Annotated in this window: 19 protein-coding genes and 1 pseudogene; 10 read left to right on the top strand and 10 right to left on the bottom strand. The window is 47.9% G+C overall.

Annotated features, from left to right (window positions below; translation table 11 throughout):
- Positions 1-8 precede the first annotated feature (8 nt).
- Entirely contained in the window at positions 9-1,760 is a 1,752-nt protein-coding gene (locus H8S65_RS04090) for a RagB/SusD family nutrient uptake outer membrane protein (protein WP_186928687.1), read from the top strand.
- Between the two features lie 415 nt (positions 1,761-2,175).
- Complete coding sequence (gene speA, locus H8S65_RS04085; RefSeq protein WP_186928685.1) at positions 2,176-4,068, top strand: biosynthetic arginine decarboxylase; 1,893 nt, start codon at positions 2,176-2,178, stop codon at positions 4,066-4,068.
- Here the strand turns inward: speA and dinB are convergent.
- From dinB to H8S65_RS04070, 3 genes are read right to left on the bottom strand one after another with little or no spacing between them, the layout of a single operon-like run.
- The gene (gene dinB, locus H8S65_RS04080; RefSeq protein WP_186928683.1) at positions 4,056-5,150 is read right to left on the bottom strand and encodes a DNA polymerase IV; all 1,095 of its coding nucleotides are present in this window, start codon (positions 5,148-5,150) and stop codon (positions 4,056-4,058) included. The two genes, speA and dinB, sit on opposite strands and share 13 nt — an antisense overlap.
- Positions 5,150-6,733, bottom strand: a complete 1,584-nt coding sequence (locus H8S65_RS04075; RefSeq protein ID WP_186928681.1) for a YfcC family protein — start codon at positions 6,731-6,733, stop codon at positions 5,150-5,152. Before H8S65_RS04075 ends, dinB begins: the two co-directional genes overlap by 1 nt.
- The gene (locus H8S65_RS04070) at positions 6,730-8,004 is read right to left on the bottom strand and encodes a DNA recombination protein RmuC (protein ID WP_186928680.1); all 1,275 of its coding nucleotides are present in this window, start codon (positions 8,002-8,004) and stop codon (positions 6,730-6,732) included. Before H8S65_RS04070 ends, H8S65_RS04075 begins: the two co-directional genes overlap by 4 nt.
- 161 nt (positions 8,005-8,165) lie before the next feature.
- On the opposite strand from H8S65_RS04070, the gene tpx reads away from it, so the two are divergent.
- Together tpx and H8S65_RS04060 are read left to right on the top strand one after the other, a co-directional pair.
- Entirely contained in the window at positions 8,166-8,669 is a 504-nt protein-coding gene (tpx, locus tag H8S65_RS04065; RefSeq protein WP_186928679.1) for a thiol peroxidase, read from the top strand.
- A 134-nt stretch (positions 8,670-8,803) separates the two neighbouring features.
- Positions 8,804-10,021 (top strand): MFS transporter, encoded by a 1,218-nt coding sequence (locus tag H8S65_RS04060; RefSeq protein ID WP_186928677.1) that lies wholly within the window; start codon positions 8,804-8,806, stop codon positions 10,019-10,021.
- Between the two features lie 25 nt (positions 10,022-10,046).
- On the opposite strand, the gene H8S65_RS04055 is transcribed toward H8S65_RS04060, so the two are convergent.
- Positions 10,047-10,739, bottom strand: coding sequence for a response regulator transcription factor (locus H8S65_RS04055; RefSeq protein ID WP_186928675.1), 693 nt, complete (start codon positions 10,737-10,739; stop codon positions 10,047-10,049).
- Positions 10,729-12,225: a sensor histidine kinase gene (locus tag H8S65_RS04050; RefSeq protein WP_186928673.1), complete on the bottom strand. Its 1,497-nt coding sequence runs from the start codon at positions 12,223-12,225 to the stop codon at positions 10,729-10,731. Before H8S65_RS04050 ends, H8S65_RS04055 begins: the two co-directional genes overlap by 11 nt.
- 152 nt (positions 12,226-12,377) lie before the next feature.
- Here H8S65_RS04050 and H8S65_RS04045 point away from each other — a divergent pair, with 152 nt between their 5' ends.
- Entirely contained in the window at positions 12,378-14,522 is a 2,145-nt protein-coding gene (locus tag H8S65_RS04045) for an outer membrane beta-barrel family protein (protein WP_186928671.1), read from the top strand.
- Positions 14,523-14,854: 332 nt separating this feature from the next.
- On the opposite strand, the gene H8S65_RS04040 is transcribed toward H8S65_RS04045, so the two are convergent.
- Positions 14,855-15,535 (bottom strand): ABC transporter ATP-binding protein, encoded by a 681-nt coding sequence (locus H8S65_RS04040; protein WP_186928670.1) that lies wholly within the window; start codon positions 15,533-15,535, stop codon positions 14,855-14,857.
- Between the two features lie 50 nt (positions 15,536-15,585).
- Positions 15,586-17,928, bottom strand: coding sequence for an ABC transporter permease (locus H8S65_RS04035; RefSeq protein ID WP_186928669.1), 2,343 nt, complete (start codon positions 17,926-17,928; stop codon positions 15,586-15,588).
- A 170-nt stretch (positions 17,929-18,098) separates the two neighbouring features.
- Here H8S65_RS04035 and H8S65_RS04030 point away from each other — a divergent pair, with 170 nt between their 5' ends.
- Genes H8S65_RS04030 through H8S65_RS04020 form a run of 3 tightly spaced genes read left to right on the top strand, consistent with a single transcriptional unit; the run spans position 18,099 to position 20,793 of the window.
- Positions 18,099-18,620, top strand: a complete 522-nt coding sequence (locus H8S65_RS04030) for a response regulator (protein ID WP_186928879.1) — start codon at positions 18,099-18,101, stop codon at positions 18,618-18,620.
- Positions 18,617-19,468: a sensor histidine kinase gene (locus tag H8S65_RS04025; RefSeq protein ID WP_186928668.1), complete on the top strand. Its 852-nt coding sequence runs from the start codon at positions 18,617-18,619 to the stop codon at positions 19,466-19,468. The genes H8S65_RS04030 and H8S65_RS04025 overlap by 4 nt, the downstream gene beginning before the upstream one ends.
- A gap of 26 nt (positions 19,469-19,494) precedes the next feature.
- The gene (locus H8S65_RS04020) at positions 19,495-20,793 is read left to right on the top strand and encodes an MATE family efflux transporter (protein ID WP_186928667.1); all 1,299 of its coding nucleotides are present in this window, start codon (positions 19,495-19,497) and stop codon (positions 20,791-20,793) included.
- A gap of 73 nt (positions 20,794-20,866) precedes the next feature.
- On the opposite strand, the gene H8S65_RS04015 is transcribed toward H8S65_RS04020, so the two are convergent.
- From H8S65_RS04015 to H8S65_RS04005, 3 genes are read right to left on the bottom strand one after another with little or no spacing between them, the layout of a single operon-like run.
- Positions 20,867-22,573 carry an acyl-CoA dehydrogenase family protein gene (locus H8S65_RS04015; protein ID WP_186928666.1) on the bottom strand — a complete coding sequence of 569 codons (1,707 nt, stop codon included), beginning with the start codon at positions 22,571-22,573 and terminating at the stop codon, positions 20,867-20,869.
- 4 nt (positions 22,574-22,577) lie between these two features.
- Positions 22,578-23,597: an electron transfer flavoprotein subunit alpha/FixB family protein gene (locus H8S65_RS04010; protein ID WP_186928665.1), complete on the bottom strand. Its 1,020-nt coding sequence runs from the start codon at positions 23,595-23,597 to the stop codon at positions 22,578-22,580.
- A gap of 4 nt (positions 23,598-23,601) precedes the next feature.
- Positions 23,602-24,507 carry an electron transfer flavoprotein subunit beta/FixA family protein gene (locus H8S65_RS04005; RefSeq protein WP_186928664.1) on the bottom strand — a complete coding sequence of 302 codons (906 nt, stop codon included), beginning with the start codon at positions 24,505-24,507 and terminating at the stop codon, positions 23,602-23,604.
- Positions 24,508-24,783: 276 nt separating this feature from the next.
- Between H8S65_RS04005 and H8S65_RS04000 the strand changes: the two are divergent.
- Positions 24,784-24,965: pseudogene (locus tag H8S65_RS04000) on the top strand (DUF4861 family protein); the annotation flags it as partial.
- 466 nt (positions 24,966-25,431) lie between these two features.
- Positions 25,432-25,647, top strand: a 216-nt coding sequence (locus H8S65_RS03995; protein WP_186928663.1) for a carboxypeptidase-like regulatory domain-containing protein, incomplete at its 3' end; no start/stop codon positions are given.

Raw genomic sequence — 25,647 nt, 5'->3', positions numbered from 1 at the left:
TCAAGAATATGAAACTCATTAAAAATATATGTTTGATCGGTGTGGTAACCGCTTTGTTGACCGGTTGCCGGGGAGACTTGATGGACTTGACTCCCTACAGTTCCATTTCTTCCGGAAACATGTGGACGTCCGAAAACTTGGCCGACATGGGGGTGACGGGGATCTATAACCGGTTGCTTGCTGACAATGTCGCTTACGATTTGTACAAGTTCGAATGTTTCGGCGTATCGGCTGATTGCCGCGACCGCGACTACGCGCTGACTATCGGCAACATCACGACGAGCGACGGCCTGTTCTCCGGCTATTGGTCGGCCCACTACGAAGGCATCAGCCGTTGCAACGACGCCATTGCCAACCTGCCGAATGCGCCCCTGAGCGAATCGAAACTGAACCGCCTGATGGCTGAATCAAAGTTCCTGCGTGCATTCTTCTATTACAAGTTGAACATGATGTACAAAGGTGTACCCTTGTATCTTGAACCGACCGAGTTGGACGACTTTACCAAAGGACGCAATACGGAAGCCGAGGTCTGGAATCAGATCATCACTGACTTGACGGATGCTATCAATACGGCTGACCTGCCCGACAAGTATGCCGCTGGCGATGCCAGCTACGGACGTGCCACGAAGGGTGCCGCTTATGCCCTACGTGGAAAAGCCTATATGTGGATGAGCGAATGGGCTAAGGCCGAAGCTGACTTCCGCAAGGTGGGCGATTTGGGATATGCCCTGTTCCAGGGTGGCTACAAGCAATTGTTCAAAGAAGCCAATGAGCAGAGCGATGAAATGATTTTCTCCATGCAGTGCATCGGCGAGAGCGGTTACGGTAACTCATTCTCCTTCCGCTATGGTTCGCGTGTGACGTTCGGTTCTTGCTGGAATACCTACTTGGTCAGCACAGACTTCGTCAATACGTATGAATGTGTGGACGGCAAGCCGTTCGATTGGGACGACTATATCCCCGGCTACAACAGCATGAGTGCAAGTGCCCGTTCTGTCTACTTCCTGCGCGATGGCATGACGGACGATGAAAAGACGAAGATGACGGACGACGGTGCCGACCTGTCTAAATATCTGGATTCGGGCAACGAGGCGCGTATCTTGGCGGCTTATGCCAACCGCGACCCGCGTTTGCAGGCAACTGTCATCACCCCGTATTCCCAGTATGCCGGCGCTAACAGTGCGACGGACTACACTTATACGCTTCGCTGGCCGTACAGAGGATATGACACGGCAGATCCGTTCGACGTGAAGACGGATACAAACAACCGTTTCTACTATCTGTTCCGTAAGTTCGTGGCTGAGGGTGCTTCTGAAATCCCGAACCGTACGTATTCACCGATCGATATCCCTATCATCCGCTATGCAGACGTAGTCCTTTCGCTGGCCGAATGCTTGAACGAGCAGGGGAAGACCGACGAAGCGGTGCAATGGGTGAACATGGTACGTGCCCGTGCCGGCATCGCGTTGCTGAACAGCAATACCTATACGCAGGTGACCGGTCAGGACAATATGCGTGAACGTATCCGCAACGAACGTCGTTGGGAGTTTGCCGGCGAAGGTGTCAACTTCTTCGATGAAATGCGTTGGAAGACGTTGCATGAAAGCAAGTTTCACGAAGGTGCCGGTTTGAAGCAGATCTGGGGTACGATCCAGTATTCCTATTCTTGGGGAGGCGACCAGTTGTACAATTGGGCCATTCCGAGAACAGAAATCCAAATGAACGGGAACCTGAAGCAGAACGAAGGTTGGATAGACTAATAGGATAGATTAATTTTTTTTACATAAAAGCGTTTGACTTTGACCAGGCCGTGAGGTTGTAGTCAAAGTCTTTTTTTGTCCGTACCTATCTTCGTTCCGAAAACTTAAACATTCCGATCGATTTCTCTTCGGTTCATTATCAGGCAGTACCGATGGATGTGACGAAACAACAAACGGTCGAGGCGATACAGGTCGAATGAGGTATGGGAGACAGCCGGTTGCCGGCTGAAATGGAACGATTATCCCTGTATGATGTTTTTCTTGACTAAATGTGCCATAGTTATATATCTAATGCTTATATTTACAACCATTTTGAAAGATGAGCTTGTCGATAGATATATTGACTTGTAACGTCTGGACAATATCTATTTATTTATTCCAAATACAAAAATGTATTTTTTGCACTGAAGAAGAAATGAGAAAATGGCGTATTGAAGACTCAGAAGAACTCTACAACATCAATGGTTGGGGTACTTCGTACTTTGGTATCAATGACAAAGGTCATGTGGTAGTAACTCCTCGTAAAGACGGCGTCGGTGTAGACCTGAGAGAGCTGGTCGACGAACTGCAATTACGGGATGTGGAGGCTCCTGTACTGATCCGTTTCCCAGATATTCTGGATAACCGTATTGAAAAGATAGCGAACTGCTTCAAGCAGGCTTCCGATGAATATGGTTATAAGGCGCAGAATTTCATTATCTATCCTATTAAAGTAAATCAGATGCGTCCGGTAGTGGAAGAAATTATCGGTCATGGCAAGAAGTTCAACTTAGGGTTGGAAGCCGGTTCCAAGCCGGAACTCCATGCGGTGATTGCGGTCAATACGGATTCGGATTCTTTGATTATCTGCAACGGCTACAAGGATGAGAGCTATATCGAACTGGCTTTGCTGGCGCAGAAAATGGGGAAACGCATCTTTTTGGTTGTCGAGAAGATCAATGAGTTGGCTTTGATCGCCAAGATGGCTAAACAACTGAATGTCCGTCCGAATATCGGCATCCGCATCAAGTTGGCCTCTTCCGGCAGTGGCAAATGGGAAGAGAGCGGGGGCGATGCCAGCAAGTTCGGCTTGACGTCCAGCGAATTGCTGGAAGCACTTGATTTCCTTGAAAAGAAAGATTTGGCAGATTGCCTGAAGCTGATCCATTTCCACATCGGCAGCCAGGTGACCAAGATACGCCGTATTAAGACGGCTTTGCGTGAAGCGTCGCAGTTCTATGTGCAGCTGCATGCAATGGGCTTCAATATAGAGTTTGTGGATATTGGCGGCGGACTGGGAGTCGATTACGACGGAACCCGCTCTTCCAATAGCGAGAGCAGTGTCAATTATTCCATCCAGGAATATGTGAACGACTCTATTTCAACAATGGTCGATGTCAGTGATAAGAACGGCATCCCGCATCCGAATATTATAACGGAGAGCGGACGTTCGTTGACAGCCCATCATTCTGTTTTGATATTTGAAGTACTGGAAACTGCTACGCTTCCCGAAATGGATGAAGACTTCGAAGTGAGTGAATCCGACCATGAGCTTGTGCAGGAACTGTATGAAATTTGGGATAAGCTGAATCAGAGCCGTATGCTGGAAGCCTGGCACGATGCGCAGCAGATACGCGAGGAGGCATTGGATTTGTTCAGTCATGGCATTGTCGATTTGAAGACCCGCGCCCAGATCGAGCGGTTGTATTGGTCTGTGACGCGCGAGATCAGCCAGATCGCTTCCGGCCTGAAACATGCACCGGATGAGTTTCGCAAGCTGGACAAGCTGTTGGCTGATAAGTATTTCTGTAATTTCTCGCTTTTCCAGTCTTTGCCGGACTCTTGGGCGATCGATCAGATTTTCCCGATCGTGCCTATCCAGCGGTTGGATGAACGGCCTGACCGGACGGCGACTTTGCAGGATATAACCTGCGATTCGGATGGCAAGATCGCTAACTTTATTTCGACGCGCAATGTTTCTCATGATCTGCCGGTCCATTCGCTGAAAGGAAAAGATGCTTATTATATCGGTGTCTTTCTGGTGGGGGCCTATCAGGAAATTCTGGGAGACATGCACAATCTTTTCGGCGATACGAATGCCGTGCATGTAACAGTGGATGAAAAAGGCTACAACATCGAGCAGGTCATCGACGGAGAAACGGTTGCCGAAGTGCTCGATTATGTTCAGTATAATCCTAAAAAACTGGTGAGGACGCTGGAAACTTGGGTGACTAAGTCTGTAAAGGAAGGCAAGATTTCGGTTGAAGAAGGCAAGGAGTTCCTTTCCAACTATCGTTCCGGCTTGTATGGATATACTTATTTAGAGTAATCCCAATCGCTGAATTCGAAACTGAGTTGTTCCCAGCGGGCTTTTTCTTCGTTCTTCTCGTAAGGGTTGGAGACCGAAAGGCCGATCAGGCGAATCGGGTGGGTCGTATATTCGATGTCTTTCAACAGTCCTTTGGCTAAAGGAAGTATTTTGGCTAAAGTAGTCAGTTCGTGGCTTTGGGTGATGCTTCTTGTCTTTTGGTTGAAATCATGGAATTTAATCTTTAAAGTAAGGGTGTTTCCTTTGAAGCCGGTTCGTTGCAGCCGTTCGATCAGTTCGGTTGCAACATGATATAATTCGATGATAACGGACGATTGCTGCGAAATGTCTTTTTCAAGCGTATGTTCGCAGCCTACGGATTTGCGGATTCGGACCGCTTCGACCGGGCGCAGGTCTATCCCTCTTGAGAACTCATAATATAAAATCCCTGCTTTTCCGAATTGCCGGGTGAGCATTTCTTGTGAACAAGCTCTCAACTGTTCTCCGTTATGGATGCCTAACGAGTGCATCCGTTGGGCGGTGACCGGGCCGATCCCCCAGAAGGATTCGATCGGCAGGCGTTTGATGAACTCTTCCGCTTGGGACGGATGGATGGTGCAAAGTCCGTCCGGCTTGCGGTAGTCGGAGGCGATTTTGGCTAAAAACTTATTATACGAGACTCCTGCCGAGGCAATCAGATGCAGTTCTTCCCGGATTTTTAGCTTGATCGCTTTGGCTATGTCGACGGCAAGAGGGATATTCTGCTTATTCTCGGTTACGTCCAGAAACGCCTCGTCCAGTGAAAGCGGCTCGACAATGTCCGTATACTCGTGGAAGATTTCGTGTATCTGGCGGGACACCGCTTTATAGACATCCATCCGTCCGGGCACGAACGTGAGTTGCGGGCATAGACGTTTTGCCCTTTGTGACGACATGGCGGAGCGCACGCCGAATTTCCGGGCTTCGTAGCTCGCTGCCGCTACGACACCCCGTTCCTCCGCATGGCCGACTGCAAGCGGAATCCCGCGAAGTTCCGGATTATCCCGCTGTTCTACTGAAGCGTAGAAGGCGTCCATGTCGATATGTATGATCTTCCGTTCCATTAAAATCCGTTCATTGGAACCAATACTGTCGGTATTAGCAACAGGAATCCGACTATTACCAGAAGCAATATGAATTTCCATGCCCAGCGAAACCATTTATCGTAAGGGATGCGGCTGACACCCAGAACGGCGATCAGCACTCCCGATGTCGGGGTGATCATATTGGTGAATCCGTCTCCGAACTGGAAAGCCATCACGGTCGCTTGCTTTGACAATCCGATCAAGTCGGAGAAGGGAGCCATGATCGGCATGGTCAGGGCCGCTTTGGCACTTCCGGAAGGAATGATCAGGTTGATCAGCGTCTGGATCACGTACATCATGCCGACGGTTGCCACTTGTCCGAGCCCTTCCATCCCTTTCGCCAGGTTGTAGAGAATGGTGTCGATGACGAGTCCGTCTTTCAGTATCACGATAATACCGCCTGCAAGGCCGACTACCAAGGCTGCGCTCATAATGTCCTTGCACCCGTCCAGAAACAGTTTGACCAGTTCGTTCGGAGTCCGGTTGTTGGCGATGCCGGCAGCCAGTCCGAGGGCAAAGAACAGGGTGGCTATCTCCATGATATACCAGCCATATCCCATCACTCCCGTTATCAGATAAAAAATCGTGAAGAAGAGGAGGTTCAGGATATAAAGATGGACTGTCTTGCGTAGGGTGAACAAGGAAGTCAGGATGAAAGCTGCCGTTAATACGGGAAGGAGAGGCAACCCTTTGATTACGCTGTTCCCGATTTGTAAGGTAGTGGTCGGATAATAAGCCGCGAAAATGATTTGTACGGTTGCCAGTAGCCCGAAACTGATCCAGGCGGCACGTGGCGTATGGTAGCTTACATCCGGCGAATTATTGCCGTGCAGGTCCCGCCAATACTGGTCCTCTTCGTAGACCGGTGATGATTTCGGGTCTTTCCTGACCTTGGCGGCATAACGCAGTATCCAGGCGAAACCGATCAGGTTGATTACGACCCAGCAAAATATCCGGTATTCGATCCCGGAAAAGAGCGGAATACCTGCCAGCCCTTGTGCGATACCGATTGTAAACGGGTTCAGTATCGCTCCGGCAAATCCTAATCCGGCGGCGACAAAGACCATGCAAACGCCTGTAATGGAGTCATATCCCATCGAGATCGCCATCGGGACAAGCACCAGGCAAAATGCGATTGTCTCTTCACTCATCCCGAAGACAGCTCCGAATATGCTGAATAGTAGCATGATGGATGTAAGTAAGAAATTCTCTACTCCGATCTTACGCAAGAAGCGGTTGTTTTCCATCTTGCGGGCACGGCGCAGGAAGCTGACGGTTCCGATATCGAAAGCCTTACTGTCGTTGACGATCCAGAACGCCCCTCCGATGATCAGGATGAAAACGATGATATCTGCCTTGTCGACAAATCCCTTGTAAAAAGCCGAGAACACCTGCCAGGTTTGCGGAACATGTTCTACCGCTTCGTAGACAACCGTTTTTTCTCCGGCGGCATTGATGCTTTCCTTGTATTGTCCGCCCGGAATGATCCAGGTGAGGGCGGCACAGAAAAGAATGATATAAAATATGATGGCGTATGTATGTGGAATCTGTCTTTTTTTCATAATCCGTTTTCGTCTTCTTCCTCCGTTAATGAACCGATTTCGGGAAGGATGGCACGTGCCTCCCTGTCGCTGAGGGTGTCTACATCTTTCAGTTTGCGCTGGATCACGCGTGTGCGTGTCCCTAACACTTCTTCGATCTGCCCGCTGGCTGTCTGCAGGTTCTTCTGTGCTTTTTCCAGCATGCCGCCTACCTTCTCGAATTCTTTCTTTACCGCTCCTAAGATGGTCCATACCTCACCGGAGTGTTTCTGGATCGCGAGCGTGCGGAATCCCATTTGCAGGCTGTTCAGGATCGCGGCAAGTGTTGTCGGGCCGGTGACGACCACCTTATAGTTGCGTTGTAGTTCTTCCAGCAGGGAAGAACGGCGTACGACCTCCGCATAGATTCCTTCGAAAGGCAGGAACATAATGCCGAAGTTGGTGGTGGCGGGGGGAGCCAGATATTTGTCGGAAATATCCTTTGCCATCTTTTTAATGGTTGTTTCCAATAGTTTTCCGGCTACCTCTATTGCCTGGGGGTCGGCGTGATCGTATGCGTCGAGCAGCTGTTCGTAGACGTCTTTGGGGAATTTTGCGTCTATCGGCAGATAGACAAATTCGCGGACATCGTCACGCCCCGGAAGTTTGACGGCAAACTCCACGACGGCATCCGATCCTTTGCGGGTGTGTACGTTCGCCTCGTATTGTTCCGGCGCCAAGATTTGTTCGAGAAGCATGCTTAACTGGATTTCCCCGATGTTGCCGCGTGTCTTTACATTGCTGAGGACACGTTTCAAGCCGCCGACGTCTTGTGCCAACGTTTGCATTTCTCCAAGCCCTTTCTGTACGCTTTCCAGTTGTTCCGTCACAAGCCGGAATGATTGGCCGATCCGGTCGTTAAGTGTCTTTTGTAATTTCTCATCTACGGTCAAGCGGATTTCTTCCAACCGTTTTTCCGTGTTGGCGACAAGCAGGCGCTGCTGTTCGTCCAGGTTGGCGAACTTTTCCCGTTGGAGGGTGTTGAACGAAGCAATCCCCCGATCGAAAGCATCCCGGAATTCGTTCATGGAGCGCGTCAGTTCTTCCCGGTTATCCCTGGCGACGATGCGGCCTTCTTCCCGGTTCAGACGAAAATCTTCCCGGAAGTTTTTTTCGATACGTTCAAATGAGCGTTGCATTTCGTCGAGCAACCGTTTCAGCTCGCTCGCGATATCCGAATGGTCTTTCCGAGGGCGGAAAAAGACCTGTAAAGCAATGATTACGACAAGTAAACAAATAATCAACCAATCCATCTCTTTCTATTTTGGGATCAAAGATAGAAAAAGAGTTATCGCGAGCAGTAATTAAAAAGAGTTAAAAGGAGAAACATTCTTCAGATTCCTTTGTTTAAGTTATACAAAGCAGCTTATATTTGTAAGCCGCTTTTGATAAAGAACATAAAATACTACAAAAGATGGCAAAGATAACATTAAAAGGTAATGAAGTCAATACGAACGGTTCATTGCCCGCAGTTGGAGTAGAGGCTCCTGATTTTAAAGGTGTAAAGAGCGATTTATCCGAATTGCATCTGAAAGATTTGAAAGGTAAGAAAGTCGTGATTAACGTATTTCCGAGTTTGGACACCGCTGTGTGTGCCGCATCGGTAAGACGTTTTAATAAAGAAGCCGCTTCTCTTCCGAACACTGTGGTGCTTGCCGTGTCAAAAGACTTGCCTTTTGCGCAAGGACGTTTCTGTACCACGGAAGGTATCGATAAAGTGATTCCACTTTCTGCATTCCGTTGTTCTTGTTTTGAAAACGGGTACGGGATGTTGATGGTCGATGGTCCGCTGAAGGGTTTGTTAGCCCGTGGCGTGATAGTTGTCGACGAAGCAGGTAAAGTTGTTTATGAGGAACTGGTTTCCGAAATAACAAACGAGCCGAATTACGAAGCCGCAATCGCTTCGCTAAAAAACTAATTAAGTAGATTATTGTTTTTCATTGGTTAAAGTTAAGGGTTAGTGTAGGAGGCCGTCGGATGTGAATCCCGCGGCCTTCGTTTTTTTATATCAGGTTTGTTAATTCGGATTTTATTCGTATACTTGCATTTCCTATGAATAACTGGAAAAAAGTATTCGCTATTATATGGACCGGGCAGTTTTTCTCTATCCTGACCAGTTCGATCGTTAATTTTGCAATTGTCTTATGGCTAAGTTTTGAAACTAAATCGGCGGAGGTATTGGCTTTGGCTACTATCATGGCTATGCTTCCCCAATCCGTATTGGGCTTGTTTACCGGTATTTTTGTGGATCGATGGAAAAGAAAGCGGGTGATGATCCTGGCCGACAGTTTTATCGCTTTCTGTACGCTGATCCTGGCAGTCCTGTTTTATCTGGATATAGCGAAGATAGGACATGTCTATCTTTTGCTGGCCCTGCGTTCGGCCGGTTCTGCTTTCCATATGCCGGCTATGCAGGCATCCGTTCCTTTGCTGGCCCCTAAATCGGAGTTGATCCGGATTGCCGGGATTAACCAGATTATACAGTCGGTTTGTAACATTGCCGGTCCGGCGTTGGCGGCTCTTTTCATCTCTTTTATGAAGATGACAAATATTCTTATGTTGGATGTGATCGGAGCGGCATTGGCATGTACGTCACTATTATTTGTGACGATCCCTGATCCGGATAATGCGGAAAGAACCCGGAAGGTCCGGCTACTGAAAGAGGCAAAGGAGGCTTTTATGGAAGTCCGGCGTCAAAACGGATTGTCATTGTTATTCCTGGTGTCTATCTTAGGAACATTCTTTATCATGCCGGTGAGTGTGCTCTATCCGCTTATGACGCTTAATCATTATTCGGGGAATGCTTATCAGATCAGCCTGGTAGAGATTGCCTGGGGGATCGGGGCGCTGTTGGGAGGGACTTTCCTCGGCTTGAAGAAATTCCGGTTGAATGAGATTTCACTGATTAACTGGATGTATATCCTGTTAGGGTTTACATTCGTGCTGTCCGGAATCTTGCCGGTCTCCGGATATCCGTTATTTGTCCTGTTGACGGCTGTCGGCGGAATATCAGGTTCCCTTTATATGGCGTCTTTCACGACTGTAGTCCAGACCCGTATCGATCCGGTAGTAATGGGGCGCGTGTTCTCTTTCTATATGAGTGTCAATATGCTTCCTTCCATGATCGGACTGTTGAGTACGGGATTTCTGGCGGATACGATCGGGATCGGCAACACCTTTATGATCGGTGGCGTATTGGTCGGGCTGATCGGAGTTGCCTCGTTCTTTATTCCTTCAATCGAAGATTTGAGAAATAGCTTCCGGAGATAGAATATGCAGACCTGGATTAAAGGACTTAAAGCAGTTCGCATATTAACTTGTAGCCGATTCCTCTTACGTTCAATATCTTGATGCGAGGGTCTTTGTCCAGCTTATGGCGCAGCTTGGTGATGAAAACATGCAGGCTGCGCGCATTATAAAAACTGTCGTCTCCCCATAGGTTCAGCAGGATGTCTTTGCTATAGATCGGCTGGTTCTCGTTTTCGCATAGGCGTTTCAATATTTCGGATTCTTTGTAGGAGAGCTTGTTGCTTTCGCCGGCTATCAGTAAGGTCTGGGTTTTAGGATAGAAGGTGTAAAGACCGATCTCATAGAATCCGGCTCTTTCTTCCTCCTGTTTATTTTTGACCAGGAGGGCTTTGGCACGGACGACCAGTTCGCGCAGGCTGAAAGGTTTGCGGACATAGTCGTTAGCACCTAATTCGAAGCCGGAGACGATGTCGTCTGTCGAGGAGCGGGCACTCAGGAAGAGCACGGGCACTTCTTTGTTTTCCTTCCGTATCCGCCGGATCATTTCGAACCCGTCTATTTCCGGCATCATGACATCCGCGATAATCAGGTCGGGAGCATACTTATAGAAACAGTCGATCCCCTGCAGGCCGTTTCCGGCTGTTATGACCCGGTAGCCTTCTTCTTCCAGTGCATCTTTGATGATCATGGATAGGCTCACTTCGTCTTCAACCAATAATATCGATTTCTTATCTTTCATGTGTTTGCGGTAATATGATTATGAAACGACTACCCTTTCCGGGTTGGCTTTCTACCCGGATCGTACCGTTGTGCTTGTGTATCATTGTCCTGACATAAAACAGCCCGATGCCGTACCCTTTGACGGGAGGTTGCTTGCCGTTCGAAACCCGGTAGAATTTATCGAAGATATGCGCCAGGTGTTCTTCTTCTATTCCGATGCCGTTATCGGTAATGCGGATGATGACCGAACCGTCGCTTTCTTCTGCCTCTATCCGGATTTGCGGATTATTGCCGGAATATTTGACGGCATTGTCCAGGATGTTGCTCAAGATGTTGTAAAGATGCGTTCTGTCGGCTTCCAGCATAATCCCGTCCGGTATAAATTCCTGCCGGACATGAAAGGGTTTGGAGGATTTGATGGCCTGTTGTTCGACGATTTTATCGAGCAGTTCGTTCAGGTTTACTTTTTCGTATTTGAGTTTGAAATCTTTTTTACGTTCCAGGCTGAGCGAAAGGATTTGTTCGACCATATTGCCGAGACGTTGCAATTCCTCGTGGCAGATATGCAGGTATTTGTTTGTCTTTTCTTTGTTGCCGGTTATGTTGTAATGGATCATGGCTTCGACTGCCGCATAGGTGATCGCTATCGGGGTTTTCAATTCATGCGTGACATTGTGCGTAAAGTCATCTTTCAGTTGTTCCACCGTCTTTTGGTGGATCAGGAACCAGAACATATAAGCGAAAGAGAGGATCAGGATCAACAGGATCAGGAAAGAAGAGAGCAGGATGCCCGACATCATCCGGATCGTGTCCCATCGGGTCGGTTCGGTGTAAACCAGATAAGCCCTTTTATGATAGGTCGTGTACTCCCATTTGTGCAGGTCGTATTCTGTCCGGTTCAGGTTTGCCGGAACGGACGAGGCGATGATCGAACTGTCTTCTAAATTCCACATTTCGGTATAATGGCGAATATCCAATCCTCCTTTTTGCAGGTGGGAAGACAGGATGCTGTCGAACTTCGCAAGGTCGATCGGTTTGACCGAGTCGATCACTTCATGTAGGGTTTGCTGCATCTGTAACCCTAACTCTCCTAACGAACTGAAATCGTTGCCGACTTTCACTGCCGTGTTTTTTAGCATTTTACCCGCATCATTACGGAGTGCCTGACTCCGGTATCGGGGATGATAGATATTCGTGTCTAAAGGTAGGACGCTCAGTTCGGGAATAACCGAATCCTTGTCCGTAAACCGGGTGCTGAGAGCCGCACCGCCTTTCGTATCGGCAATGACGGATGTCTCTCTCTGCCTGTGCGTGACCTTGCTGAGGAAATCGGCCCGGTCGAACAGTTCGATATGATCTGCATTTTTGATCGCCATCCGGATCTCTTCCCGGTTCTGCTTTTGCCGGGAGTGGTAGAGCCCGGTTATCCAGAATAGCTGATAGATGAAGATGCCGGACAACGACAGGATAACGAGAATGATTACATATTTGAACGAAGATTTCATATAAACAAATGTAAGGAAAGTTTATCTGATCCGCTTTATTTGGTAAGACTAAATAACATTAGGATCGAGGGATGTTATATAGTCTTACGAAAGAAAGGCAAAGTTTGGAACTCTCGTTTCCGAATATAACCTTTACAAGAAAAAATAATACGATGAAGCACTTCTATCATTATTTGTTGATCGTTTTCCTGGCAGGGCAAGCACCTGTATGGGGACAGAACGCAACGGAAAAGAAACACATCCTCGTGAACGACAGCATAACCGTAGACCTTCCGGAGGTGTTTGTAAAAGCGGAACGGCCGCTGGTGAAGGTGTCGGAAGGCAAATTGCAGTACGACATTCCGAACCTGGTAAAAGATAAACCGGTCGATAACGCTTTTGATGTAATAGGCGAACTGCCCGGCATACAAAAAGAAGGGGATAAGGTGTCGATTATCGGAACCCCTTCGACCTCGATCCTGATCAACGGGCGCAAAAGTTCGATGACTGCGGAACAATTGGCAGGCTTATTGAAATCCACATCTTCATCCAAAGTAAAACAAATAGATGTGATGTATAGCACGCCTCCCCGGTTTGGCGTGAAAGGTGCATCCATCAATGTCGTAATAGAAAATGACAAATCTTTGAAAGACGTGCTGAAGGGGGAAATCTCTTTGACGGGTAAGCAAGGCTATTTCTTTTCTCCATCCGGTCAGGCGAACCTTTCGTATATCGGGAAGAATTACTCGGCTGATATCTCTTATTCGGCCGCTTATAATCATAGACGCCAGGAAGAGGAAATGACTGCCCGACCGACTGTAAACGATCGCCCGTACGATATCAGGCAGGATGATTGGTATAATAATGTAAGCCTTTCTCACAATATACGGGGAGCTTTCGATTTCGATTTGAAGAATAAAGACCGCTTGTCACTTTCCTATACCGGCCGTTTTTACGACCCGGATAAAGTATCGAGAAGAGGCGCGTTGACCGAGTTTGTCGATATCCAGCAGGTAGAGACGGAGCTGGAATTGTCCGGCGCTTCGAATCTGCATAATGCCCGGATGGATTATATCGGTCATAAAGGGTTCAGTGCCGGGATGGATTATACTTTTTATAAGAATGACGACAAGCAACATTTGGTTAATGACTTTGAAAAAGAAGAAGAGCAGACAATCTCAACTCTGTCTTCCCAGCAGGTACAACGCGCTAATCTTTATATGAACGACAGCCGTAAATTGAAAAAAGAATGGATGTTGGATTACGGATTGGATGCTTCTTTTTCCGATACCCGTAACGAGTCCGGCCAGTCGATCAATGGCGGGAAAGCTCCTGAAGGAACTTTCCGCCTTAAACAAAAAGACTATTCAATGGGTGCTTTTGCCGGTTTTACGAAACAATTCGGGAAAAAGGTTTCATTGAATGCATCCCTCTCTTTACAGTATTATAAGGCATCCGTCGATTCGGCAGGAAAGAAGAAAACATTATGGAACAGGGTCAGCCTTTTCCCTCAATTGAATTTTACTTACAAGGTGGCTCCGTCCGGTATGCTGATGTTTTCCTTTTCGAGTGATAAAACCTATCCGTCCTATTGGATGACAACTCCCAATACCTATTATATGAATGTCTACAGTTCTATAATCGGGAACCCGGACCTGAAGCCGCAGCTCTCTTATTCGATGCAACTGAATTATATCCTGAAGAGCAAGTATGTATTCGGCTTATTTACGAATATACAGCCCGATAAAATACAACAGATGACGTACCAGCGCCACGATGAGTTGAGGTCCGTATTCCAGACGGTGAATATGGATATCTACAATATGTACGGAGCGGTTGCCGTCATCCCTTTCAGGCCTTTTGATTTTATGAGTTCCAGGCTGACGCTGATGGGCTGTGCCATTCATAACAAAGGGACGCTTTATGATGTCTCTTTCGACCGTAAAAAACTGTTTGGCCGGGCCGAACTGAACAATACGTTCTACCTGACCAAGGACCGGAACTTGTCGTTGGAGTTGCGGGGCTATTGTATCTCTCCGGTCATACAGGGATTGTATGATGTCGATCTGATATACAATGTGTCGGCCGGCCTGACCTGGACATTCGCAAAAAAGAAGATGCGCCTGACGGTTCGGGGCAATGATTTGTTCGAGGGAGGCAATCCCGTCACCCACGTGGATGAACAGGGACAGAAAAGCCGCATGAAACTGTGGCAGGATAGCCGGAATGTGACACTGACATTGCGGTATAGTTTCGGTGGCTACAAAGAGAAAAAGGCAAAAGAGGTAGACACTTCACGTTTGGGGACGGGGATCTGACAAACTCAGACTGTGGCTACTTTAAAGAATGTTGAACGTTATAGGTTTACTTCCGAAGAAGAGATCTAAACATTCTCGTAGTAATGACGTTTCAGCAATATTTTCGTGCCTCCTGTTTCAAAAGAATAAAATCCTTTCGCGCTGTATGATGAAAGGAACTTATTATTCAAGGGTGAAGGTGGAATGATTGAAGCATAGGCGTAATCATGTTATTATATCGGGACAATACGGGAAATAGCTTTCTCCCTGTTGGATACGATGGTGTGAGAGATCGGTAAACGTGAAAATAGGAGACAGACGCCTACGATTAGCGTTTACCTCCTACTCGATTTTTAAAGTATTCCATCCAGCTCATTGACAATTTGCCCGTCAAAGAGGTTGATGATCCTGTCGGCGTATGTGGCATCGTGTTGTGAGTGTGTCACCATGACGATAGTCGTTCCTTCGATATTCAACTGGCTGAGCAGTTTCATTATTTCGAGGCTGTTCTTGGAGTCGAGGTTACCGGTCGGCTCGTCGGCTAAAATCAATTTAGGTTTGCCTACCACGGCACGGGCGATGGCTACTCGTTGTTGTTGACCTCCGGAGAGTTGTTGCGGGTAATGTTTGGCACGTTGGCTGAGGCGTACTTTGCGCAGGATGTCAAGTACCTGCTGCTTGCGTTCGGCTTTAGGTATGCCAAGGTATTTCAGTTGGAGGTCTATGTTTTCTTCCACCGTCAGCTCGTCAATGAGGTTAAAACTTTGGAACACGAACCCGATACGTCCTTTGCGGTAACGGGTTCGGTCTTTCTCTTTCAAGTGTCCCATTTCTTCCCCATCCAACAGGTAGCTGCCATCGTCCGGATTGTCCAGCAGACCGAGAATATGCAGCAAGGTCGATTTGCCACATCCGCTGGGACCCATGATGGCGACGAACTCGCCCTTTTTCACATCCATGCTTACGCCGTTGAGCGCGATGGTTTCTACTTCTTCCGTCCGGAAGTTTTTGCAGAGGTTCTTTATTTTAATCATGATTTGTTTCGTTTTTTTGTAATGATGTTATCTGTTATATAGTGTTACTTTTATTCCGTCCGGATGCTTTCGATGGGGTTGCGGTGGGCGACTTTCAAGGTTTGGCTGATGATTGACACGAAAGCGATGACTACGGTTGCCAAAACAGCCACGGCTATGAGATGCCACGGGAAGGCGATGCGGTTATAGAATGACTCCAAACTGATTTGAACCGCTTTCATGCTGATGGGCAGGGCGAAGCAGGCGGCAAGCAACGAAAGCGTCATGAATCGTTTGGAAAGTTCCCATACCGCACCGCTTGTTTCGGCTCCCATCACTTTGCATAAGGCAATCCGCTTGCTTTGCTGTTCGGTGTAGCTTATCGACATGGCCAACAGGCCCATGGCAGAGATGAGGATGGAGATGGTCATGAAGCAAAGGACGAGTATTACGATGTTCTTTTCGTGTGTCAAATCTTTGTCTAAATAATCGTCGATATAATCGGCCTTCAGGTCTTTCGGCATCCCGATAATTTCATTGGACACTTCCCGGCAGGTACGTCGGATGGCAGCTAAGGCTTCCGACCGGTCACCTCGGGTCCGGATGACTTGGCAGATCACATAGCCTTGCGGGTCTGTCACTATGATTGCTCCGTGCGAATCGGGTGTCGGAGTGTCTAACGCCGTGAGTGAGCGGTAATCACGTATAACGCCACAGACGTTATACCGGTAGCCACCCTCGTCATCGTTCTTCCCGAAATGGGGGTTGTCGGCCGAAAGGTTGTAACGGCGGCAGGTCTCTTCCGTTACCCAGACCATACCGGGTAGCGGCTCTGACCAGCGTTCTGCCACTTCGAAGCCTAACATCCGGAATGCTGTGCTGTCCATATCCGAGAGGTGGAGCCATGACATTCCCTCTTCGTCCGGTTGGCGTACGCCATCGTGGCCGCTGATGAAAGGTAGTTTCCGTGCCAGCGCCACTTCTGCCACCTGGGGCAATGTCTGTAAATGTTTCTGGAGGATAGCTTGTTTGTCGTAGGTCGCACCTAAATCCCAAGCCCGAACAAAGACCAGATCGGTATTATAACCGGTCGGCAGAGTAGCAAGGTAGTGCATTTGGACGGCCATTGTCAGCCCCAACGTAATGAGGAACGTACTGATCACGTTCTGCACGATGATGAACAGGCGGCTGAACAGTTGCTTGTTCTGCAAGCGGAAGTTTCCCTTTACAATATCGATCGGGCTGTATTTACGAATGATGAGTGCCGGCAGTAACCCTGATATGCCGGAGATTCCGGCTAACAACAGCAGGGTGTAGGCGATTGTTACGGGAGAAAGCGACATGGCGATTTGGGTAGAGAGCAAGTATTCGAAATAGGGTTTGGCAATGACAGCAATGAGGCATCCGCCGATGAAGCACCCGGTTGTGAAGATTGCCGACTCGGCGAGGTAGCGCAATACGATTTGCTCGGCAGAATCGCCCATCAATCGGCGAGTCGCCATCTCATGTGCCCGCTTTCCGGTTTGCGACACGGTCAGGTTGATGTAGTTGAAGACAGCCGAGAGGAGCAAGATCGTCGCGATGGTCAATAAGATTTGGACCTGTTTCCGTGTTCCGCTGCGGAAAGGAGTGTAATGATTCAAAGGTGAAAAGTATATTTCGTCCATGCGTGTGAGTGATGATCCCCATATAAAGGTGTTCGTGCTGCTGTCTTCTTTCCAATAATCCCAATAACTTTTATAGCTGTCGAGCAGTTTTCGGGTGACGGTGCCGGGTGTTGCCCCTTCCGCTAACGTGACGAATGTTTGGGTTGAACCGAAGTTATCCATCCAGGCATAATTCTTTTCCATCAATTTGATAGGAACTAGGAGGTCGACCGGTTTCAACAGTTCTGTCGGACCGAAAGCCGGAAGAATTCCGATGACCCGTAGCGGTGTCTGGTTTTGGTACATGATTGTGCGTCCGATAGGATCTTCATTGCCGAATATTTTACGGGCGAACGGTTCGGAGATGACGGCCTCATCTGTTCCGCTCAGCCCCTTGTCGCGGTTGCATCCGATGAGCGGATAGTCCAGCATCCGGAAGAAGTTGGAGTCAACGGCAAGGCTGTTCACCTGGTAGTAGTTGTTATCAATAGTTAGGTCTGTTTCTTCGTTGTTGATGAAGCGTGTCCATTCTTTTATTTCCGGAATAGAAGGGAATAATTCCGGGGCGGTACCGACCGTCATACCGATACCATCGCCATAGCCGACGGCATACAGTTGGCGGGAGTATGGCTGTCTGTTACCGATATTGAATTCGGTTTTAGCATATAGCGTTAAGAGGAGAACAACTCCCAATGCGATAGCCAGACCGGAGAACTGGATAACCGTGTAGAGCTTGTTGCGGCTGAGAAAAGTGAAGTACGATTTCATATTTGTTTATTGTTTTGTTTGCTACAAATGTATAGGGTTGCCGGCATTCGACAATGGATGGAAAGCACGGCCGGAGCAGATTGTATGATTTTCATACACCTCCTTGTATGAAAATCATACAGCCTTTTTCCGTACCTTTACGCTCGCTTAACGAAAAAGAATCAGAGAGGATGAATTACGGTACGATATTGGTTGTGGATGACAATCCCGCCATCCTGACGGCAGTCAAGATTTGTTTGAGTGGAACTTTTGAGAGAATATTGACACTCTCCGTTCCCGATACGCTTTTGACATTATTGGCGCAGGAGGTGGTGGATGTGATCTTGCTCGACATGAATTTCGTGCAGGGGGTAAACTCCGGCATGGACGGTTTGCTTTGGTTGCAGGCGATTCATAAGAAACATCCGGCTATTCCGGTGGTATTGGTGACGGCATACGCCGATGTGAAGTTGGCGGTGCGTGGCTTGAAGATGGGGGCGGCAGACTTTGTCACCAAGCCGTGGGACAATCATGAGTTGGTGCGTGTCTTGAAAGATGCGATTGACAATAACCGGGAAATCATTCCCTTGGAGCAGGTCGAGACGGAACATGTTCATAAGGTGGTGGAACGTTGCCACGGCAATATCAGCCGTGCGGCCGAACTGTTGGGCATTACCCGCCAGACGCTTTACGCTAAAATGAGAAAACCATGACTTTGTTGCTTATTACTCTGATTGTTGTGATTGGTATTGCCGGCTGGTTCTACCATCACCAGATGTTATTGAAAGAACGTGCGCATTTGATGCGTGAGGCAATCCGTAACCAAGAGTTCACGTTCCGGTTGCCGGTAAAGGGGCTGTTCTTTGGTGAACGGGCATTGCAAGAGGCCTTCAATGAGACGGGACGGGAGATTGGCATGTTGCTTGCCCGCAACGAGGTGGAGTCCTGGCAAAAGCTGACCCGTGTACTTACACATGAAATCATGAACGCCACTACCCCCATCACCAGTATTTGTCAGGCCTATTTGGAACATCCGAACATTGCGGGGACGGCATACGAGGAGGGAATCCGTACCATCCACGATACATGCTGGGGGTTGTCCCTCTTTGTCGACAGCTACCGGAAACTCTCGGAATTGCAGGAATCGGTCTTGGTGGAGATTCCGTTACAGGCTTTTTTAGAGCGGATACGGGTGTTCTATCCTGGCTTAGAGTGGCAGATTGCTATTCATTCGTCTGTCACGCTCTCGGCGGATGAGAATATGTTGCGTCAGGTGTTGATAAACTTGATTAAGAATGCTTGCGAAGCCGGGGCAACCCGTATCGATGTGCGTTGGAAAGAGGAATTATGGGTCAGTAACAACGGGGCACGTATCCCGGTCGAGGTGGCACGTGAAATGTTCATCCCCTTCTTTACGACCAAGCGGAGCGGTTCGGGTATCGGCCTGTCGCTTTCGCGGCAGTTGATGATGCGGCAAGGAGGAGACCTCCGGTTGGCGGAACGGGCGGTTCCGGGCTATTCGGTGACATTTATCCTGACCTTTTCAAATCCATTTTCCTAAGTGCATATATAATATATAGGTAATCCATGAACAAAAAGATACTTCAGTTAGCAATTCCTTCTATTGTTTCCAATATAACGGTCCCTTTATTGGGGTTGGTCGATGTGGCGATTGTCGGGCATTTGGGAGCCGCTTCCTATATCGGGGCGATTGCGGTAGGAGGGATGTTGTTCAATATTATTTACTGGCTGTTCGGCTTTCTGCGGATGGGAACGAGCGGAATGACTTCGCAGGCTTTGGGGAGACGGGATCTACGGGAGGTAACGAGGGTTTTGTTCCGGTCGGTCGGTGTCGGAATTCTGATTTCTTTGGCTTTGCTTCTGCTCCAGTATCCGATACGGGAAATAGCTTTCTCCTTGTTGGATACGACGGATGAGGTGGAACGCTTGGCTACCTTATATTTCAATATTTGTGTTTGGGGCGCACCGGCTGTGCTGGGACTGTATGGATTCTCCGGTTGGTTTATAGGAATGCAGAATTCCCGTTTCCCGATGTTTATTGCGATCACCCAGAATATCGTGAATATTGTGGCAAGTCTGATCTTCGTTTTTGTGTTCGGTATGAAGGTGCAAGGGGTTGCGACGGGAACGCTGATCGCCCAATATGGGGGCTTCGGGATGGCTGTATTCTTGTGGTTCGCATTCTATCGGAAACGGCTGAAAGTTCGTTTTTGCTGGCATGAGGTCATGGATAAGGTCGCCATGCGTCGTTTCTTCCAGGTGAATGGCGATATTTTCTTTCGTACGCTTTGCTTAGTCGCGGTTACTACATTTTTTACTTCTACAGGTGCGAGACAGGGCGATATCGTTTTGGCCGTTAATACATTGCTGATGCAGTTGTTTACGCTTTTCTCCTATATCATGGACGGTTTTGCTTATGCAGGCGAGGCTTTGGCGGGACGTTATATCGGCGCCCGGAACAAAAGTGCCCTTAGCCGGATGATCCGTTTGTTGTTTAGCTGGGGGATCGGCCTGTCTCTTTCGTTTACCCTGCTTTATGGAGTAGGGGGGAAAGGTTTTTTGTCCCTACTGACAAATGATTCTGCTGTCATACAAGAGGCCGGAACCTATTTCTATTGGGTGCTGGCCGTCCCGTTTGCCGGCTTTGCTGCTTTTCTTTGGGATGGCATCCTGATCGGTGCGACGGCCACTCGCCTGATGCTCTATTCGATGCTGGTCGCCTCCGGCACTTTCTTTCTGGTCTATTACCTCTTTTTCGGGATTATGGGGAATCATGCGTTATGGATGGCATTCCTGGCCTACTTATCTTTACGTGGCATTATGCAATGGATCTTATGGCATCGCCTTCAATCAGTTGAGAGTTGAGAGTTGAAAGTTGAAAGTGTAAATAGTGATGCGTAGCCACTTTCAACTTTCACTTTTCAACTTTTAACTGATGTTATTGTCTGTAGCTTGTTAATTCGTCAGCATTGAAACTGTTGATGAAACTGCAGTGTTTTTCAACTTCCGCTTCGGCATAGTTCAGATATACAACAGCCGATTTGGCGAACAATCCGGGAGCTTTTGTTGCATCCTGAATCAGCAGATGGGCCATGATGCAGTCGGCAGCCATTTCCATCAGTCGGCGGGCAACGAAGTCCAGCAATTCCTGGTTCTGCGCTTCCTTCACCTTGTTCATGCAGGCTTCGAACTTATTAGCCATTTCAACCAAACGGGCTTTCAGCGGTTCCATTTCCGGAGAACACGGGATTGTTTCGAATTCGCGGATGGTAGCCAGATAAGAACCGTTTGTCACGTAACGGATCGCTGCAACTGTCTGCAACTGCGTCGTTCCCTCATAGATGGAGGTGATGCGGGCGTCCCGGTAGATACGTTGACAAGCATATTCCAGCATGAAACCTGAACCACCATGAATCTGGATACAGTCGTATGCATTCTGGTTGGCATATTCGGAGTTCATGCCTTTTGCCAGCGGAGTGAAAGAGTCGGCTAATTTGGCATATTTTTTCTGCTCCTGACGTTCTTCCAGAGTCAGTTTGCGTTCGCGTGCGATATCTTCCAGCGCTTTGTAGATATCAACATAGCGGGAAGTCTGGTACAGTAATGCGCGACCGGCATCCAGCTTAGCTTTCATGATAGACAGCATGTCATAAACAGCAGGGAATTCGATAATAGCTTTGCCGAATTGTTTACGTTCCTTCGCATACGCCAACCCCTCGTTATAGGCGGCCTGGCTCAGACCGACAGACTGGGCGGCGATACCCAGGCGAGCACCGTTCATCAACGCCATCACATATTTGATCAAACCTAATTTGCGGTCTCCGCAAAGTTCGGCTTTTGCATTCTTGTAAACCAACTCGCAAGTAGGTGAACCGTGAATACCCAACTTGTTTTCAATACGGCGGACATCCACGCCACCCTGACGCTTGTCATAGATGAACATAGACAAGCCGCGTCCGTCTTTCGTCCCTTCTTCCGAACGGGCCAGAACCAGATGAAGGTCAGCATCCCCGTTTGTGATGAAACGTTTCACTCCGTTCAGCAGCCAGCAATTTTCTTTTTCGTCGAAAGTTGCTTTCAGCATCACGGACTGCAAGTCGGAACCGGCATCCGGCTCCGTCAGGTCCATAGACATCGTCTCTCCGGCGCAGATACGCGGAATGAAGCGGCTGTGCTGGTCTTCGTTTCCGAATTCATATAATGTTTCGATGCAATCCTGCAACGACCAGATGTTTCCGAATCCTGCATCGGCAGCAGCAACGATTTCGGCACACATGGTGTACGGCGTGATCGGGAAGTTCAAGCCACCGAAACGGCGCGGCATCGTCATACCGTTCAGGCCGGCTTTCACCATTGCATCCAGGTTCTGCTTCGTCCCGGAAGCGTATTCCACACGTCCGTTTGCGCAGTGAGGGCCTTCTTCGTCGACACCTTCGGCATTGGGGGCAATGATCTCGCCCGTGATTTCACCTGTGATTTCAAGCACTTTGTCGAACGAGTCCATTGCATCGGCATAATCCTGCGGTGCATAGTCGAACTCTTCTTTATCTCTGTAATTGCGTTCTTTCAGTTCGCAAATACGTTCCATCATCGGATTGTTCAAGTGATACTTGAGTTCCGGAATGTCTGTATAATAATTTGCCATCTCTTTACTTGCTGTTCTGTTTGTAATACTTAATCATCTTCGGGATCACTTCCTCAACGGTGCCGTTGATCACGTAGTCGGCAATCGTGTTGATCGGAGCGTTCTCGTCGTTGTTGATAGAGATGATGATACCTGCATCCTGCATACCTGCAATGTGCTGGATCTGTCCGGAGATACCGCAAGCGATATACAATTTCGGACGGACCGTCACACCCGTCTGGCCGATCTGGCGGTCATGGTCGCAGAAACCGGCATCAACGGCTGCACGGCTGGCGCCTACTTCAGCATGAAGTTCTTTGGCCAGTTCGAACAACTTGTCGAATCCTTCCTTGGAGCCCATTCCGTAACCGCCGGCTACTACGATAGGAGCACCTTTCAGGTTATGTTTAGCCTTTTCTACGTGGCGGTCGATGACTTTTACGACATAATCCGTTTCCGGAACATATTTGGCAACGTCGTGTTTTACCACTTCGCCTTTATAATCAGCGTCCAGGATTTCTTTTTTCATCACACCTTCGCGTACGGTCGCCATCTGAGGACGGTGTTCCGGATTGATGATCGTCGCCACAATGTTGCCACCGAAAGCCGGACGGATCTGGTATAACAGGTTCTCGTATGTCTTACCTGCTCTCTTGTCTTCGTGTGAACCGATTTCGAGAGATGTGCAGTCGGCAGTCAGACCGCTTGTCAGTGCTGAAGAAACACGGGGGCCTAAGTCACGGCCGATAACCGTTGCTCCCATCAGGCAGATCTGCGGTTTTTCTTCTTTGAACAGGTTGATCAAAACAGAAGAATGAGGAAGCGAAGTGTACGGGAACAGACCCGGAGCATCAAAAATATGCACCTTGTCCACACCATAAGGCATCACTTGCTTTTCAATTCCTTCCAGTCCGGAACCGGCCACGATGGCTTCGAGTTGGCAGTTCAACTGATTTGCTAACTTGCGACCTTTGGTCAGCAGTTCGAGGCTTACATCGGCAACCGTCGTACCTTCAAGCTCACAATATACAAATACGTTATTCATAATCTTATCCGATAGTGTGGTTAGCTAACAGTTCAACAATCAAATCTTCCACATCCTTGTCAGAGCCGGTCAGCGTCTTGCTTTCCTTTGCCTGGAACACGATGTTCTGAATGGCTTTAACCTTTGTCGGCGAACCGGACAAACCGCATTGTGCGAGATCCCCGTTCACATCGGCAACACTCCATTCTTGAATATTTAGGTAAGGACGTTTTTCATACAGTTCGGGGTATGACAGCGCCGATACGCCTTCCGGGTGGCAGGCGGGAGCGGGGGCTTTTTCCTGTGCACCCAATGCCCGTTTGTATTTCATCACCAGTTTAGCGTTACGCGGACGGCAGGGGGCAGCCGAACCATTAACCGTAATCACGATAGGCAGCGGGCCTTCCACTGTTTCGACACCGCCGTCGATATGCCGTTTCACTGTGATACTGCGATTCTTTTCGTCTACGTTCAGGATTTCTTCGGCGTATGTGACTTGTGTCAATCCTAACTTTTCAGCAACTTGGGGACCTACTTGTGCTGTATCGCCGTCGATAGCCTGGCGTCCTCCGATGATGATATCGTAGTCACCTATTTTTTTGATCGCTGTGGCAAGCGCATAAGACGTTGCCAAAGTGTCGGCGCCGGCAAATGCACGGTCGGTCAGCAGATAACCATCGTCTGCTCCCCGGTATAAACCTTCACGAATAATTTCTGCAGCACGCCCCGGGCCCATTGTCAACAGGGTTACCGTAGTCCCCGGATAGGCATCTTTCAAGCGGAGGGCTTGTTCTAATGCGTTCAGGTCTTCCGGGTTGAAGATTGCGGGAAGAGCGGCACGGTTGATAGTTCCGTCCTCTTTCATCGCATCCTTTCCCACATTGCGTGTGTCTGGAACCTGTTTCGCCAATACAATAATTTTTAAACTCATATTATAGGAATATTAGATTTCTATATTGGATATTTGTTCGAATTAACCTTCTGAATACTGACCTGCAAAAGTAATCAAACATTCTTTATATCAAAGAACTTTCTTCTGGAATCTGCACACTTTAGGTTTTTTTGAGCATATCCTTTCGAATATCTTTTGTATTTTCGCCTTTGATTAGACCAATAAAAATATAATTAATAGTACCATGAATTTTAATCAGAAAACCACAAAGCCATTAATCATGTTTTGTGTGACCGGATTTCTTCTCTCTATTCCGGGGATGATGTCTTGCTGGTAGGCAACGGCTGCGGTGTAGGAGCCTTGAAAGGATGAGACGGAAGAAAGCAATTCATATCGAACCGGTTGCCAGCCTGACGGAAACGATACGGGCATACGGTTCGGTGTGGACTGTTACGGATATTGTTTCAACCGATTGGCAATATCAAGGTTCGGCGCTTTAAATGACGGTCGGTTATATTTTGATCGATAGTTGTATGAAGTTGTGAGGGTAAATGTTGTTTAATCGCATGTTTATGAGGTGTTTATGGGTGTTGCAAGGTGATGGTTTTAACCATAGTCTTAGCAGAACTACGTCACTATTTTTACAGTATTATATTGATTTTATGTTTGCGAAACACTTAATATAATTAACTTTCAAATTTAATCTTTTAAACACTGATCAAATAACAAGAAACTTATTATTTGTTGCTTTTACAGTAATATATTTTAATGTTTATCTGTTGTATGCTTTCGAAAACATCATATAGTCACATTTTCCAATACACGTAAAATTATTCACAAAAATAGCATATCAAATATTTTTTTATATCTCAACCTGCATTTTTCATCAATATAAATTGCGTTTTAAATATTTTTGTTTAAATTGCGACCGTTTTGAATGTGTAACTAAATAAAAAAGTGTTTATGGAAAGGAAGATAGTGTTGTTGTTGACCTACTTGCTGATAAGCATAGGTCTTTTGACGGCTCAGATTTCGAAAGTGACTGGAGTTGTTAAGTCTGCGGACGATGGAGAGCCTATTATTGGTGCTACTATTTTAGTGGAAGGTACTTCTATTGGTACAGTTACAGACATGGATGGCAAATTTGAGATCACAAATTTACCGAGTTCTGCTAAGACT

It is taken from the genome of Parabacteroides hominis (assembly GCF_014287585.1).
In the GTDB taxonomy this organism is placed as follows: Bacteria; Bacteroidota; Bacteroidia; order Bacteroidales; family Tannerellaceae; genus Parabacteroides; species Parabacteroides hominis.
The sequence above is the reverse complement of the archived record's forward strand: the minus strand, read 5'-3'. Positions and strand labels throughout refer to the sequence as shown.

Coding starts and splice junctions, on each gene's coding strand:
- H8S65_RS04090 (WP_186928687.1), top strand. CDS start 9: ATGAAACTCATTAAAAATATATGTTTGATCGGTGTGGTAACCGCTTTG.
- speA (WP_186928685.1), top strand. CDS start 2,176: ATGAGAAAATGGCGTATTGAAGACTCAGAAGAACTCTACAACATCAAT.
- dinB (WP_186928683.1), bottom strand. CDS start 5,150: ATGGAACGGAAGATCATACATATCGACATGGACGCCTTCTACGCTTCA.
- H8S65_RS04075 (WP_186928681.1), bottom strand. CDS start 6,733: ATGAAAAAAAGACAGATTCCACATACATACGCCATCATATTTTATATC.
- H8S65_RS04070 (WP_186928680.1), bottom strand. CDS start 8,004: ATGGATTGGTTGATTATTTGTTTACTTGTCGTAATCATTGCTTTACAG.
- tpx (WP_186928679.1), top strand. CDS start 8,166: ATGGCAAAGATAACATTAAAAGGTAATGAAGTCAATACGAACGGTTCA.
- H8S65_RS04060 (WP_186928677.1), top strand. CDS start 8,804: ATGAATAACTGGAAAAAAGTATTCGCTATTATATGGACCGGGCAGTTT.
- H8S65_RS04055 (WP_186928675.1), bottom strand. CDS start 10,739: ATGAAAGATAAGAAATCGATATTATTGGTTGAAGACGAAGTGAGCCTA.
- H8S65_RS04050 (WP_186928673.1), bottom strand. CDS start 12,225: ATGAAATCTTCGTTCAAATATGTAATCATTCTCGTTATCCTGTCGTTG.
- H8S65_RS04045 (WP_186928671.1), top strand. CDS start 12,378: ATGAAGCACTTCTATCATTATTTGTTGATCGTTTTCCTGGCAGGGCAA.
- H8S65_RS04040 (WP_186928670.1), bottom strand. CDS start 15,535: ATGATTAAAATAAAGAACCTCTGCAAAAACTTCCGGACGGAAGAAGTA.
- H8S65_RS04035 (WP_186928669.1), bottom strand. CDS start 17,928: ATGAAATCGTACTTCACTTTTCTCAGCCGCAACAAGCTCTACACGGTT.
- H8S65_RS04030 (WP_186928879.1), top strand. CDS start 18,099: ATGAATTACGGTACGATATTGGTTGTGGATGACAATCCCGCCATCCTG.
- H8S65_RS04025 (WP_186928668.1), top strand. CDS start 18,617: ATGACTTTGTTGCTTATTACTCTGATTGTTGTGATTGGTATTGCCGGC.
- H8S65_RS04020 (WP_186928667.1), top strand. CDS start 19,495: ATGAACAAAAAGATACTTCAGTTAGCAATTCCTTCTATTGTTTCCAAT.
- H8S65_RS04015 (WP_186928666.1), bottom strand. CDS start 22,573: ATGGCAAATTATTATACAGACATTCCGGAACTCAAGTATCACTTGAAC.
- H8S65_RS04010 (WP_186928665.1), bottom strand. CDS start 23,597: ATGAATAACGTATTTGTATATTGTGAGCTTGAAGGTACGACGGTTGCC.
- H8S65_RS04005 (WP_186928664.1), bottom strand. CDS start 24,507: ATGAGTTTAAAAATTATTGTATTGGCGAAACAGGTTCCAGACACACGC.